The organism is Sphingobium baderi, assembly GCF_001456115.1.
GTDB classification, from domain to species: Bacteria; Pseudomonadota; Alphaproteobacteria; order Sphingomonadales; family Sphingomonadaceae; genus Sphingobium; species Sphingobium baderi_A.
Map to the genome: position 1 here is coordinate 491988 of NZ_CP013264.1, position 13695 is coordinate 505682.

Genomic DNA, 13695 nt, shown 5'->3' on the forward strand with positions numbered 1-13695 from the left:
GCGGGATAATGGGAGAGAGGGATGAAAACGATGAACCTGCTTTGCGGGGCGGCGGCGGCCGCGTTGGTTGTCACGCCGGCGTGGGCGCAGAACACCGCGCCAGCGACCCGGACTGGCGACGCGACGTCGGCTTCCACCTCCACCGGTGTCGAAGATATCATTGTAACGGCCCGGCGAACCGATGAAAGCCTGCAGACGACGCCAGTCGCGGTTACCGCCCTGGGCGGGGAATCGCTCGCCCGCCAGCAGGTCATGGGGGTAAGCGATCTTCAGGGCCGCGCACCGAACCTGTCCATCGGCGTGGGCGGAACCAGCGCGCCAACGCAAGCCCAACTCGCCATTCGCGGAGAAGCGCAGAATTCCCCCGGCACGAATTCAGACCCCGCCGTGGGTGTCTATGTCGACGGCGTTTACATCGCGCGTCCGATTGCTGCGAACGTCGATGTGCTCGACGTCAATCGCGTGGAAATCCTGCGTGGTCCACAGGGCACGCTCTTTGGCCGCAACACGATTGGCGGCGCTCTCAGCGTTACAACCAACAAACCATCGGACAAGTTCGAAGGATTACTGCGGCTCGGCGTCGGCAATTACAGCCAGCGGCTGGTCGAGGGCGTGTTGAACGTGCCGTTGAGCAACGAACTCGCTGTTCGGGGCGTATTCCGTTTCCAGAAGCATGATGGCTATGGCAGCTATCCACGCCTTGACGACCGGCCTGCGGGCGATGTGAAAGGCGACTATTATGGCCGCGCGGCCATACGCTGGTCCCCGGACGCGGTTCCGCTGACGCTGATCATCTCCGGCGATTATTCCCATTATCGCGACAGCGGCCAGCAACAGACATTGCTTGGCTTCAACTCCGGATTTGAGCTGGCGCCCGGCTTCACCATAGGCGACGCATTGGGCATGGTCGGCATCAACCCGGCCGACTATGTGACGACGAAGGAAAATTTCCGGCAATATTTCGGCTATGCGAACACCGGAAAACCGGAATTCGACGAGCCATACGATATCGGCAGCGCGAAGGGGTTATCGGCCAATCTCGATGTAGACTTCGGCGACATCCATATGAAGTCGATCACCGCTTATCGTCAGAGCTTGATCCGCGACGCCCAGGATATCAGCGGCATTCCAGCCAATCTGGTCGCGTTCGACGGTCGCTTCGCGCAGAAGCAGTTCAGCCAGGAAACCAATTTCTCCACGACATTAGGCAAGCTCGACCTGATCGGTGGCTTATATTATTTCATCGAACGCGGCAGAGAGATCAACCATTCCCAATCGTTCGGCTTCCTCAATCCCGCAGGACCGGCAGCGCAAGTCGTGACGACGGGAACCGACGGCAACGTACGCAACAGCTCGACCGCGCTTTATGCTCAGGCGAACTATCACCTGACCGATAAACTGCGGGTCACCGCCGGCTTCCGCTATACCTGGGATGGACGAAAAGTGGTCATCCACAGCCTGGCGGATCGGGACGACCCGGAGAGTTGCACAGTCATCCGTGATGTGCCCGGCGGCCCCTGCAATCAAACGCGCAATCGCAGTTTCCACTATCCGGCCTGGACTTTCGGGCTTGATTATCAGGCGTCCGAAAATCTGTTCATCTACGCCAAGACGAGCGGTGCCTCGATGGCTGGTGGCTGGAACATCCGCGACACAATCTCTCCCGCATTCGATCCCGAAAATGTGCGCGACGTCGAAGCCGGTTTTAAAATGGACCTGTTCGATCGCAAGCTGCGTACCAACACCGCGATCTTCTATTCATGGCAGCAAAAGGTCCAGCGCATCGTCAACGCTTTCGACCCGGTTTTCAACAGTATCACCCAATATGTGCAGAATGCAGGCAGCGCGCGCACCTACGGCCTGGAAGTCGAGGCGACGCTCGTCCCCTGGAAAGGCATGGAGCTGAGTGGAACCGGCGCCTATCTCCACGCAAATTATACGTCCTTCTTTGGCACTCAGCTGGTCAACGGCGTGCCGGTCATCGTCGACCGCACGGATGAGACAGTGCCCCAGTCACCCAAATATACATTCAGCGCGAGCGCCACGCAGACCCTGGATATTCCGATCGGCACGGTTACGCTGCACGCTGACTACGCCTATGTCGCCTCAAGAGCTTTCTATCAGGACACGGCATCCCCCTTGCAGCCCGCGGATGTCCAGCTCGTCTACCAACAGGCGAACAAATTCGGCACTGTCCCCGCCTATGGCCTGATAAACGGCAAGGTCGCGCTGCGGCTGAACCGGCCCGACGTCGAAATCGCGCTCTGGGGACGCAATCTGGGCAGCAAACGCTATCTGAACGTCGTCTCCACCTTCTATACCTCGTTCGGTCCGGCCATGGGTTTCCCCGGCGCGCCGCGGACATACGGCGCAACGGCGACATTCCACTGGTGATGGGGCACGGCAGGCATCTGACGGGTGGTGCTTTTTTGGCACTCCGCCCATATTCCTTTCCTGCACCATGCGAAGGATCATCTATGACCATGCCATTGTCAGGCCAGACTGCACTGATCACCGGTTCCGCGTCGGGCATCGGCTTTGCCATTGCGCGGCGCTTTGCCGAGGCCGGCGCCAACGTCATGCTCTCAGGCCGCAATCGCGATACGGGCAGAGCAGCGGAACAGGCGCTCCGGGACATCGGCATAGCGGCGAAATATATGGCCGTGGACGTTGCAAGGGAGGAGGATGTGCGCGCGCTGGTCAACGCCACCGTCGACGAATTTGGCAGCATCTCTATCCTGGTCAACAATGCCGGGCCCGCCGCTGAAGCATTTGGTTTCGGCCCCTTGCATAGTCTGCCCAGCGCCGTTTTCGAGCAGACCATGCGTATAGGACTTTTCGGCGCTTTCTGGTGTTCCAAATATGCTGTGCCTCACATGGTTGAGGGTGGTTATGGGATAATCCTCAACATTTCGGCGATGCCAGCCACCCGCGCGCTTCCCAACATGGGCGCCTATGCCATGGCGAAGGCGGGAATGGATGCGCTGGGACGCCAGTTGGCGAACGACTATGCGGCCCATGGCATAAGAGCCAACAATATCGTGGTGGGCACCGTGCGGCCGGACGAAGACGACGTATCGACATTGCCCGCCGATTTCGATCACGATGCGCTCGATCGCGCTGTCGGCCGCACGACGATGATCGGTTCCGTAGGACAATATGCCGATGTGGCCGCTACGGCGCTGTTTCTTGCGTCGCCCGAAGCCCGCTATATCACTGGCGCCAATATTCCGGTGGAAGGCGGCGCACTCTCCAAAGTGCAATATCCCGATTATACGGAGATCATGTCCGTGTGAGCACTGGTTGAGATCATGCTGCGTCACGGTTGGGGGAAGGAGTTCCACCCCCAGCGGATGACGGATGGTTGATCCTCTGGTAGGGGCGCTGCGATGCGCCTCGCTCTCGCTTCAAACCGCTGGTAAGCGCATCATTAAGCGTTAATCAAGCGCAGTCGCCATAAGCCACCTTCTCGCTGTTAACCGCATGCGGTTTGAAACGATAGCCGACAGGTCGCCTTCCTCGTCGACGCGAAGCATTCGGATGGCCGAATAAGTCCGACCGGCGGATATTTTAGCAGTTTTCTGGGGTTTTCTCAATCATTCGCGGGACTTGGCGAACATGGAAATGGTGCCCGGGGACGGAGTCGAACCGCCGACACTGCGATTTTCAGTCGCATGCTCTACCAACTGAGCTACCCGGGCATGGGAGGCCAATGTTATTCACACCAGCCGTCAGAGAGGCGTGCCTATAGGCATCAATCGGGGTCGCTGTCCACCCCATAATCGCCGCTTTTTTCTTGTGCCCCGGAAGCCGGAGCGCCGGGTACGCGATAGCCCTCTCCCAACCATTGCAAAAGATCGCGATCCCGGCACCGTTCTCCACAGAAGGGGCGAGTTTCGGGGGCGGGCCGCTGGCCACAGATCGGGCAGGAAGAGGCTTTAGGCGACATGGCCAGCCAATATGGAGACTGCTTGGTCGGCACGCAAGGTAATCGCTCCGCCCCGGCGCCGTGCCAGTTGCTCGACCCAGTGCGGCGCCTTGTGCAAGCGATCGATGATGGCCGGCGCCGCCGTCAGCGTGACGCTGCCGCCATTGCCATGCCGTTCCGCCCGCCGCAGCAGCGCTAGCACTGCCGTTTCGACCGGATCGGCGCGCAATATCTCCATCAGGCTCGCCCGTTCACGGCGACGGATGATCTGGATGAAGCCGAAACCATTGACGGCCGTGCGCTCGAAAGGCAGCGGCAGATATTTGTCGATCTGCGCGGCTGCAATGACGCGTTCATCCTTGTTGTTCATCGTCGGCAGGTCGATGCCGACCGAGCCGACAAGGCCCATGCGGCGAATCGCCTGCGCCGCCAGTTTCGCGCCCTTGGGGCCAAGCTGGGCGGGCGGCAGGCTGCCGTCGACATCGATCAGCACCATGGCGGGCGTGAGGAAAATACGCAGCGCCGCAGCTTCGGTGCCGACTTCGCCCGCCATCGCTTCTTCCATCAATTCGCTCCAGCCGTGAGCTTCGAGCCGATCTTCCTCATGCGCGGGACAGGGGACGATGGATATGCCCGTCTGGTGCAAACGCTCCAGCAAAGTGGGACCGGGCTGCGCCTTTGAGCCGGGTTGCGCGATGCGACCCTTGGCCAGCTTGGGGCGGCCCTCTTCGGGGATTGCCTCCCGCTGAATGTCGATGAGCACCGTCGCACCCTCCGCGATCTTGGGAGGGATGGGTTCGATCAGCACTTCTTCACCCGATACGAGACGGGCGATACCCCGCTTCTTGGGAATGACCGTGCGGATCAGGCGCCCCTGCGCCACAGCTCCGGCGCGCACGGCCTCGCCTTCGCGTTCGACCAGCGCCTCGACCAGGCGCCCCTTTTCGATCCGTGCGGCCCGCGCCTCACCAATGCCTTCTTCATACAGCCATTCAGCCATGGGGCACCTCAATCACAAGGATAACCGGCGGCGCGCAGCAACGCCCGCGTTTCATAAAGGGGCAGGCCCACGATGGCGCTATGGCTGCCCTGAATGTCGCAGATGAAGCCAGCGGCGCGGCCTTGAATCGCGTAACCACCCGCCTTGCCACGCCATTCTCCGCTGGCGAGATAGGCGTCGATCTCCACCCGATCGAGCCGCTTGAAAATGACGATATTGGTGGAAAGGCGATGGCGCGCCTTGCCGTCCGCATCGATCAGCGTAACCGCGCTCAACACGCGGTGGCGGCGGCCCGAAAGCAGTTGGAGGCATGCACGCGCTTCCTCCTCGCTTTCCGCCTTGGGCAGGATGCGGCGACCGGCTGCCACGACCGTATCACCGGAAAGGACCAAAGCATCGGCATGGCGCGCCGCCACCAGCACCCCCTTTTCCGCCGCGACCCGCGCCGCATAATGAGGGGGCAGTTCAGCCTTGCGCGGTTGTTCGTCAATGTCAGCCGGGTCCACCGCTGCGGGCACGACGCCAATCTGCCCCAACAGCGCAAGGCGGCGGGGAGAGGCGGAAGCGAGGATGAGCCGCATCGGGCTTTATTTGAAGCGGTAGGTGATCCGACCCTTGGTCAGGTCGTAAGGGGTCAGCTCGACGAGCACTTCGTCGCCGACCAGCACACGGATGCGATTCTTACGCATCTTTCCAGCGGTGTGGCCGAGAATTTCGTGATCATTCTCAAGCCGGACGCGAAACATGGCGTTGGGGAGAAGCTCCACAACCTGTCCGCGCATTTCAAGCAGTTCTTCTTTGGCCATAATATCCCAATGTCGAAAAATCGCGCCGCCATAGCGCCAAAATGTAGAAAATGAAAGTCAACTCCGCACGCCGAAGCGTTCGCCCGCATCGGCGAGCGCTGCAAAGACACGATCGAGCTGGTCCGCATCAAGACAATAAGGCGGCATCAGATAGATGGTGTTGCCCAATGGACGCAGCAAGAGGCCACGTTCCTGGAAAAAGGCGCGCAGGCGCGGGGCGAGATCGGACAGATAACCGGCATCCGGCGCGATCAGGTCGATGGCGGCGATGGCGCCCAACTGGCGGGCATTGGCAAAAGCCGGGCGGCGCGTCAGTTCAGCCAGCCGCGCCGCCATTCCTTCGGACAGTGTCGCGATTCGGCCTAACACATCCTCTTCCCGCCAGATGGCGAGATTGGCGACGGCCGCGGCGCAGGCGATGGCGTTAGCGGTATAGCTGGACGAATGATAGAAGAGGCGCGCGCGATCCTTCGATTTGTGCGCGTCGAAAATGCGCGGCGTGGCGAGCGTGGCCGCAAGCGGGATCGCGCCGCCGGTAATGCCCTTCGCCACGGCCATGATATCCGGCACAACGCCAGCCTGCTCACAGGCGAAGAGCGTTCCAGTGCGGCCCCATCCGGTCATCACCTCATCCGCGATGAACAGCACGTCATGGCGCGCACATATCGCCGCCATATCGCGCAGGACATGCGCCGGATAGACCAGCATCCCGCCCGCGCCCAATATCAGCGGCTCGACAATGAAAGCGGCAGGCAGTTCCGGCGCGGTGCATGCAGCTTCCAGCGCATCGAGCGTAGCCTGCTCCCGCCCCGGAGCGGGATAAGGAATGGTGCCGACATCGAACAGCAGCGGGCTCCATGCCTGATTATAGACCCCCCGCTCCCCCACCGACATCGCGCCGATCGTGTCGCCATGATAGCCATGTTCAAGAACAAGGATGCGATGCCGGGGCTGCGCCAGCCCATCGAGCGCCAGATTATGCCAGTAGCCCAGCGCCATTTTCAGCGCGACTTCAACCGCCGTGGAGCCGCTGTCGGAAAAAAAGACATGGGCCAGCGGATCACGATCCGCCGCGCGGGGCGCCAGATCGATCAGCCCACGCGCCACTTCCTCCGCCGGTCCGTGCGTATATCCCGCGAAGATGAGCTGATCCAACCGCCCGGCCTGTTCCGCGATGGCGGCGGCGATGCGGGGATGACAATGGCCGTGCGTCGTCACCCACCAACTTGAAATGCCGTCAATCAGCGTCCCGCCACTAGCGAGATGAAGGATGGCGCCATCCGCCCGCACGACATGCGGGATCGGCTCACCAAGGCCATGCTGGTGGAAGGGGTGCCAGACAGGAGAAGTCATGCGCGCGCTTTAGTGCAGCCGCGCGGCCATGGCTATTCCTTCTGTGCCTTTGCTTCGGCAGGAAGCGTCGGCACGACCGGCGGCGGGCTATCGTCCGGCGGCAACGCGATGTCGATTTCGACGCGCCGGTTCTTTGCGCGCCCTTCGGGATCGTCGGTGCCATCCTCATGCGCGTTGGGCGCTATCGGTCGGGTTTCGCCCAGCGCGACAAGGGTGATGCGATCCTTCGCCACGCCCTTTTTCACCAGATAATCCCGCACCGCTTCCGCACGAATGCGGGAAGCGACACGGTTGTCGCCGTCCGAGCCACGCGTATCGCTATGGCCACGCAGGGTGATCGAACCACCCGCCTTCATGGCAGGCGCATCCAACAGCGCATCCAATGCGCCGCGTCCCGCGTCGTCGAGCTTGAGGCCCGATGTACCGAAGCCGATTGCCGCATGCACCGGTTCGACCTTTTCCTCCTCCGGCTCAGTAACAACCTCGGGACGCAGTATTGACCGTGGCGCCTGGGCGGCATTGACGGCCTCATTGGCGGTCACAGCTGCATTTTCGGCAGCGGCCTGCGCCGAATTGGGGATTTCCGGCCCGTTTTGTTCACAAGCCGCCGCAGCCAGACACAGGGTCAGCGCAGGCAGCAAGGCGCGGATCGTCATGCTTCCTCTCCTTTTCCGTTTTCATGGACGCCATGCGCCGGTGGCACATAGGACAGGATCGTATCCCCCACCTGCGGCGTCGGCCGCGACGCATGGGTGAAAAAGCGCAGCGCGCCGGCCTTGCGGAGCAACAGCAGCATGTCCGCCCCGTCGGGCAGATCGGCCCTTGCGTCTTCAAAACCGAACTGCTCGCTGATCCGCGTCTTGCGGAAAGTCCAGCCCGCCGCCTCCCGATTCAATATATCCTCCACGCCCAGGCCCGAGCCGAAGAGCGCACGTCCCCGCAACGATTCAGGCAGGGCACGAGGGTCTTCATCGTCGCTGGCGTCGCCCAACTGATATACATTGTCGCGGCCCACCTCCGGCGCAAACTCATTGCAGACCAGGGCGTTATAGGCTTCATTGTCGGACGCTGCGGCCAATACCTGAAACTGGGTCAAGTCCAGCCGCTCCTCGGTCGCCTCGGCCAGGATTTCGCCGTGATAGGTAGCGATACCCGATTGCCGCGCGGGCGCGAGCCGCTGCCAGCTATTGTCGGCGATCATTACCGGCACGTCCAACTGACGCAGCTGATCGGCGAGGCTCAGGCTGAACGGCGTCGCACCGACGATCAGCAGCCCGCGATCGCTGGCTCCCGTCACCTTGAGCAGGCGCGCGACCGGCCGGATCGAAAAGCCATGCGCCAGGATCGTCGCAACCACCACCGCGAAGGACAAGGTGACGAGGATCGATCCGTCCGCATAGCCCAGCCGGTCCAGCCTGAGCGCGAACAGCCCCGAAATCGCAATCGCCACGACGCCGCGCGGCGCGATCCAGGCGATGAAGAGACGCTCATTCCATGGCACCGGGCTGAAGACGAGGCTGAGCAGCACCGTCGCTGGCCGCACCAGGAACAACAGCGCCAGCAGAAACGCCCCGAAGCGCCATTCAAACTGCCGCAGCACGGCAAGGTCGAGCGAGGCCGACAACAGCACGAACACGCCGGAAATCATCAAGACCGTGATATTCTCCTTGAATGGATGGATATCACGCAGGGAATCGAACCGCATGTTCGCCAGCGCGATGCCCATCACCGTCACCGCCAGCAATCCGGTTTCCTGCTGGATGGCGTTGGACAGCACGAATACGCTGATCACCGCAACCAGCAGCACCGGGGCTTTCAGATATTCCGGTACATGCCCGCGCGGAAAGGCCCAGGCCACCGCGCGCGCCGCCAGCCAGCCAATCAGCCCCGCTATGACTGCCGCCGCGATCAGCGAAACGGCGACCGTTGCCAGCGTTCCGCCCTCTCCGATGCGACGCAGATATTCATAGGTGACGACACCCAGAAGCGCGCCCACCGGGTCGTTGACGATGGCTTCCCATTTCAGGATGGCGCGTGGGCGGGCTGCGATATTGCTTTGACGCAGCAATGGCAGGACCACGGTCGGCCCCGTCACCACCAGAATGCCCGCGAACAGGATCGCAACCGGCCATACCAGCCCCGCTACATAATAGCAGGCCAGCGCGCCCAGCACCCAACCGACCGGCGCACCCAGCAGGACAAGACGCGTCACCGCGCCATCCGTCTTACGCAATTCCCGGAAATTGAGGCTAAGCCCCCCTTCGAACAGGATCAGCGCGACGGCAATGGAGATCATCGGCTCCAGCAGTTCGCCGAACGTATGTTCCGGGTTGATGAGTCCCGTGACAGGTCCGGCGATCACGCCAGCCGCCAGCATCAACGCGATGCCGGGCCAACCCGTACGCCAGGCGATCCACTGCGCGCCAATCCCCAATATACCGATAAGCGCGATGACAAGGGCCTGATGTTCCATGTGGGAGACGCTAGCCCGACTGGCTCGACCGCGTCACCCCAAAAATGCCTCTTTACAAAGGGGAAATAAAAGGAGCGCCGGGCAGCCGCCGCTCCTTTCCGCTTTTACCAGATTTTGACCCGATCCTTGGGTCCAAGATAGATCTTGCCGCCCGCCGCGGGCTTGAACGCATCATACCAGCCGTCGAAGTTCCGCACGATATCGGCGCGATATTGCGACGGCGCATGCGGATCGGTGACAAGTCGCTGGCGCAGGTTCGCCTCGCGATAATTACGCCGCCACACCTGCGCCCAGCCCAGGAAGAAACGCTGGTCGCCGGTCGTCCCGTCGATCACCGGAGCAGGCTTTCCGCCCAGCGAGGCGTGATAGGCGTCGAGCGCCACGGCCAACCCCGCCAGATCGCCGATATTCTCGCCCAGCGTGAAGGCTCCCTTCACATGCGCGCCGGGAAAAGGCTCATAGGCGTCATATTGTGCGACCAGCCTGTCCGTCAGCCCCTTGAAGGCAGCGACATCGGCGTCGGTCCACCACTGATTGAGCTTGCCCGTCTCATCATATTTCGCGCCCTGATCATCGAAATGATGGCTGAGTTCATGGCCGATCACCGCGCCGATGCCGCCATAGTTCACGGCCGGGTCGGCATGGGGATCGAAGAAGGGCGGTTGCAGGATGGCGGCCGGAAAGACGATCTCCACCATGCCAAAATTGGCATAGGCGTTGATCTCCATCGGCGTCATGAACCATTCCTGCCGGTCGACCGGTTTACCCAGCTTGTTCATTTCATAGTCGAAGGCGAACTCGTTCGACCGCTCTGCATTGCCGAACAGGTCGCCGCGCTCGATCGTCAGACCCGCATAATCGCGCCATTTTTCGGGATAGCCGATTTTGGGCGTGAAGGCGGCCAGCTTCTTGTGGGCCCGGGCCTTGGCTTCCCCGCTCATCCATGCAAGGCCGTCGATCCGGCGGCCCATAGCGGCGATCACATTCTTGACGAGTTGATCCATTGCCGCCTTGGTTTCCGGCGGGAAATATTGCGCGACATAGACCTTGCCCACTTCCTCGCCGAGCGATTCCTTAAGGAAGTCGATGCCGCGCTTCCATCGGTCCTCCCGTTGCGGCGTGCCGGACAGGGTGGTGCCATAGAACGCAAAATCCTCATTCGCCACGCTGTCGGGCAGATAATCCGCATAGGCATGGAGGCTCCGCAGCAACAGCGCATCCCTGAGCACGCCGATAGGTGCCTTGGCGATCAGCGCTGCTTCGCCGGTCAAGGCGCTAGGCTGCGACACGATCAGCGTTTCGGGTTTCAGCCTATTGGCCGCCAGAAAGGCCGCGAAGTCGAAACCGGGCGCGGCCTTCTGAAGTTCGGCCAGCGTCATCTTGTTATAGGTCTTGTCCGCGTCGCGGCTGTCGATCTGGCTCCAGTGGATCCTGGCGATTTCCGTTTCGAACGCCATCAACGCCTCTGCCCGCGCCTTGGCATTGGCTTCGCCGGCCAGCGTCAGCATCTTTTCCAGATGGACGACATAGGCGGTGCGGATCGCCGCCATTTTGCCGTCCTGCTCCAGATAATAGTCGCGGTCGGGTAGGCCGAGGCCATCCTGGCGCAGGGTCAGGATATAGCTTTCCGGGTCCTTGTCGTCCTGTCCGACATAGATGCCGAAGGGGCCGGAAACCCCCGCGCGCGCTGCCTTGGCGGCCAACGCGACATAATCGGCCTTGTTCTTCACCTTGCCGATTTCAGCCAGCCACGGCTTGATCGGAGCAAGGCCTTTCGCCTCCACGGCGGCGGCGTCCATATAGCTGGCATAGGCCGCGCCGATCTTGCTTGCTGGGTCGCCCTGCGCCGCTTCCAATAGGCCGCGCGTGCGTTCGCGCGACAGGTCGTCCAGCGTGTTGAACGCGCCGTAGTTGGACTTGTCCGCCGGGATCGGCGTGTTCTTCGCCCATGTGCCGTTGGCGTGGTCGTAGAAGTCGTCGCCGGGCTTTACCGACTGGTCCATGCCCGCTGTGTCGAAACCATAGCTGCCATAGGTCGCCTTGCCAGTCTCGGCAGCGGTTGCGGCACCGCCCGCCGTCTGCGGGGCCGGATCAGCCATCGCACCCGAAGAAGCCAGCGCCAGCGCCGACATCGCCGCACCGAAAAGAAGATTTTTCATGCCTGTTTCCCTTGCTTGAAGGCCGCGCTCGGGCGACCGACATGCAAGAGACTTGAAACGCCGGTGAACCCGTTGTCCATGTCGTTTGTCGAAAAATAGCAGTAGCTTGCGACTTGCAGTTCGGCGGAGATCAGACGCCGGGCAATTTTATCCCGCTTGCAAAGGCGGCCGCCAGGTCGGCCGGGTCGAGCTGTGGAATGTGCGGCAGACGGCCAAGGTTCATCACCTTTCCCAGCGCAGGGATGATCCGCTCATTTTCCGCATGGGGATCACCGACGAAGGCAATTCCCGCAATCGGGACACCCCTTCCCCGTAGCGCCTCTATACTGAGCAGGCTGTGGTTGATCGTGCCGAGGCCAGTGCGGGCGCAGAGGATTACGGGTTTGCCCCAATGCGCGAACAGGTCGGCCATCAGCAGCGTCTCGCTGATCGGCACAAGCACGCCGCCCGCACCTTCCACCACTAGCGGGCCATCGACGCGGGGCAGCGCGAGCCTATCGAGGCCGATCTCTATCCCATCGGTCCGCGCCGCCAGATGCGGCGACGCAGGCGTGCTCAACCGGTAGGCTTCGGGCAAGACGCGATCGGCAGGCAGGGCAGAGAGCCGCACCACCGTTTCGCTGTCGCCTTCCGGATCGATACCCGCCTGGATCGGCTTCCAGTAATAGCCGCCCAGCGCGCCCGCGAGCGCGGCGGAAAAGACCGTCTTGCCGATGCCCGTATCGGTGCCGGTCACGACGAACACGCTCATGCCAACACCTGCTGCAACGCCTCGCCCAGCGCCACGACGTCGGCGCGCCCGACATTGAGCGTCAGCGAAACACGCAGGCGGCTGGTGCCCGGCGGCACGGTCGGCGGGCGGATGCCGCGCACGTCGAAACCAGCCTGTTGCAGCGCGCTCGCGATCTCCATGGTCCGGCTGTCCTTGCCCAATATGACCGGGATGATCTGGCTGCGGGGCGTCGGAAGGCCCAGCGGCGCGCAGATCGCCTCCGCCGCGTCCTGCCGCAACACGGCGAGGCGCTGGCGGTGGTCATCGGCAGCCTCGATCCGGTCGAGCGCCGCCGATACGGCGACCGCCATCAACGGCGATGGCGCGGTCGAGAAGATGAACGGCCGCGCACGGTTCACCAGATAATCGACATAGAGGCGCGGGCCGCAGATCAAGGCGCCCTCCACCCCCATCGCCTTACCGCAAGTGTGCAGGCTGATGACATTATGCAGGCCATCCAGCCCGGCCGAAAGGCCCCTGCCCACCGGGCCGAAGACGCCGGTCGCATGTGCTTCGTCCAGCAACAGCATGGCGTCGTGCCGCGCTGCGATTTCGGCCAGATCGGACAATGGAGCCATGTCTCCATCCATGGAATAGAGCGTTTCCACCGCGATCCAGACACGGCCCTTGCCGCCCTCGACGCGCCAGGCAGCGATGAGGTCAGCGAAGCTTTGCGCGTCATTGTGTCGCGCAAAGACGGCGGCGGCCTTCGACAGGCGGATGCCGTCATGGACGCTGGCATGGATCAGCTCATCCGCAACGATCAGGTCGCCCCGCTGCGGCAAAGCGGACAGCAAAGCCATGTTGGCGAGCAGCCCGTTGGCCAGAAACAACGCGGCCTCGGTGCGGAAGAAATCGGTGGCCTTCGCCTCCAGCCCTTCATGTTCGGGCGCGTTGCCTCGTAGCAGGCGCGATCCCCCCGATCCCACCGGCACGCCCCGGCCCACGGCATCCGCCACCGCCTGCCCTATGATCGGATCGGAGGAGAGGCCGAGATAATCGTTGGAGGCAAAGTCGCGACCAGATCGGGAAATCAGGCGGCGCAGGCGGCCCCGCGATTCCAGCGCGGCCAGTTGCGAGCGATGGGGTTCGCTGTTCATGACCGGAGCCTATAGGCGTCGGTCCCTATGGGAGCAAGAATAGCGTGAAGCGCCCCTCAGGACACGAAAACGCGGCGCAGCAAGGGACCACCGGACTGGAAAGT

At 62.4% G+C, this 13695-nt stretch carries 12 protein-coding genes and 1 tRNA gene; 2 read left to right on the forward strand and 11 right to left on the reverse strand.

Annotated features, from left to right (window positions below):
• Positions 1-21: 21 nt before the first annotated feature.
• Positions 22-2394 (forward strand): TonB-dependent receptor, encoded by a 2373-nt coding sequence (locus tag ATN00_RS02560; protein ID WP_062061721.1) that lies wholly within the window; start codon positions 22-24, stop codon positions 2392-2394.
• Between the two features lie 83 nt (positions 2395-2477).
• The gene (locus ATN00_RS02565) at positions 2478-3296 is read left to right on the forward strand and encodes an SDR family NAD(P)-dependent oxidoreductase (protein ID WP_062061725.1); all 819 of its coding nucleotides are present in this window, start codon (positions 2478-2480) and stop codon (positions 3294-3296) included.
• Between the two features lie 329 nt (positions 3297-3625).
• Here ATN00_RS02565 and ATN00_RS02570 read toward each other — a convergent pair.
• The 11 genes from ATN00_RS02570 to ATN00_RS02615 form a co-directional block, all read right to left on the reverse strand.
• Positions 3626-3701 (reverse strand) — tRNA-Phe (locus tag ATN00_RS02570).
• 53 nt (positions 3702-3754) lie between these two features.
• The gene (locus tag ATN00_RS22745; RefSeq protein ID WP_082635074.1) at positions 3755-3949 is read right to left on the reverse strand and encodes a DNA gyrase inhibitor YacG; all 195 of its coding nucleotides are present in this window, start codon (positions 3947-3949) and stop codon (positions 3755-3757) included.
• Entirely contained in the window at positions 3939-4928 is a 990-nt protein-coding gene (locus ATN00_RS02575; RefSeq protein ID WP_062061728.1) for a hypothetical protein, read from the reverse strand. Before ATN00_RS02575 ends, ATN00_RS22745 begins: the two co-directional genes overlap by 11 nt.
• An 8-nt stretch (positions 4929-4936) precedes the next feature.
• On the reverse strand, positions 4937-5509 hold the full coding sequence (locus ATN00_RS02580) for a Maf family protein (RefSeq protein WP_062061731.1): 573 nt from the start codon (positions 5507-5509) through the stop codon (positions 4937-4939).
• 6 nt (positions 5510-5515) lie between these two features.
• Entirely contained in the window at positions 5516-5734 is a 219-nt protein-coding gene (gene infA, locus ATN00_RS02585) for a translation initiation factor IF-1 (RefSeq protein WP_003049127.1), read from the reverse strand.
• A gap of 57 nt (positions 5735-5791) precedes the next feature.
• Positions 5792-7087, reverse strand: a complete 1296-nt coding sequence (locus ATN00_RS02590) for an adenosylmethionine--8-amino-7-oxononanoate transaminase (protein ID WP_062061734.1) — start codon at positions 7085-7087, stop codon at positions 5792-5794.
• Positions 7088-7119: 32 nt separating this feature from the next.
• Positions 7120-7743: an OmpA family protein gene (locus ATN00_RS02595; protein WP_231746369.1), complete on the reverse strand. Its 624-nt coding sequence runs from the start codon at positions 7741-7743 to the stop codon at positions 7120-7122.
• A complete protein-coding gene (locus tag ATN00_RS02600; RefSeq protein ID WP_062061737.1) occupies positions 7740-9560 on the reverse strand; it encodes a cation:proton antiporter in 1821 nt (606 codons plus the stop codon). Before ATN00_RS02600 ends, ATN00_RS02595 begins: the two co-directional genes overlap by 4 nt.
• 104 nt (positions 9561-9664) lie before the next feature.
• On the reverse strand, positions 9665-11719 hold the full coding sequence (locus ATN00_RS02605) for a M13 family metallopeptidase (protein WP_062061738.1): 2055 nt from the start codon (positions 11717-11719) through the stop codon (positions 9665-9667).
• Between the two features lie 130 nt (positions 11720-11849).
• Positions 11850-12470, reverse strand: coding sequence for a dethiobiotin synthase (gene bioD / locus ATN00_RS02610; protein ID WP_062061741.1), 621 nt, complete (start codon positions 12468-12470; stop codon positions 11850-11852).
• The gene (locus ATN00_RS02615) at positions 12467-13591 is read right to left on the reverse strand and encodes an 8-amino-7-oxononanoate synthase (RefSeq protein ID WP_062061744.1); all 1125 of its coding nucleotides are present in this window, start codon (positions 13589-13591) and stop codon (positions 12467-12469) included. The genes bioD and ATN00_RS02615 overlap by 4 nt, the downstream gene beginning before the upstream one ends.
• Positions 13592-13695: the final 104 nt, after the last annotated feature.

Coding starts and splice junctions, on each gene's coding strand:
- ATN00_RS02615 (WP_062061744.1), bottom strand. CDS start 13,591: ATGAACAGCGAACCCCATCGCTCGCAACTGGCCGCGCTGGAATCGCGG.
- ATN00_RS02605 (WP_062061738.1), bottom strand. CDS start 11,719: ATGAAAAATCTTCTTTTCGGTGCGGCGATGTCGGCGCTGGCGCTGGCT.
- ATN00_RS02595 (WP_231746369.1), bottom strand. CDS start 7,743: ATGACGATCCGCGCCTTGCTGCCTGCGCTGACCCTGTGTCTGGCTGCG.
- ATN00_RS02580 (WP_062061731.1), bottom strand. CDS start 5,509: ATGCGGCTCATCCTCGCTTCCGCCTCTCCCCGCCGCCTTGCGCTGTTG.
- infA (WP_003049127.1), bottom strand. CDS start 5,734: ATGGCCAAAGAAGAACTGCTTGAAATGCGCGGACAGGTTGTGGAGCTT.
- ATN00_RS02565 (WP_062061725.1), top strand. CDS start 2,478: ATGACCATGCCATTGTCAGGCCAGACTGCACTGATCACCGGTTCCGCG.
- ATN00_RS02600 (WP_062061737.1), bottom strand. CDS start 9,560: ATGGAACATCAGGCCCTTGTCATCGCGCTTATCGGTATATTGGGGATT.
- ATN00_RS02590 (WP_062061734.1), bottom strand. CDS start 7,087: ATGACTTCTCCTGTCTGGCACCCCTTCCACCAGCATGGCCTTGGTGAG.
- bioD (WP_062061741.1), bottom strand. CDS start 12,470: ATGAGCGTGTTCGTCGTGACCGGCACCGATACGGGCATCGGCAAGACG.
- ATN00_RS22745 (WP_082635074.1), bottom strand. CDS start 3,949: ATGTCGCCTAAAGCCTCTTCCTGCCCGATCTGTGGCCAGCGGCCCGCC.
- ATN00_RS02575 (WP_062061728.1), bottom strand. CDS start 4,928: ATGGCTGAATGGCTGTATGAAGAAGGCATTGGTGAGGCGCGGGCCGCA.
- ATN00_RS02560 (WP_062061721.1), top strand. CDS start 22: ATGAAAACGATGAACCTGCTTTGCGGGGCGGCGGCGGCCGCGTTGGTT.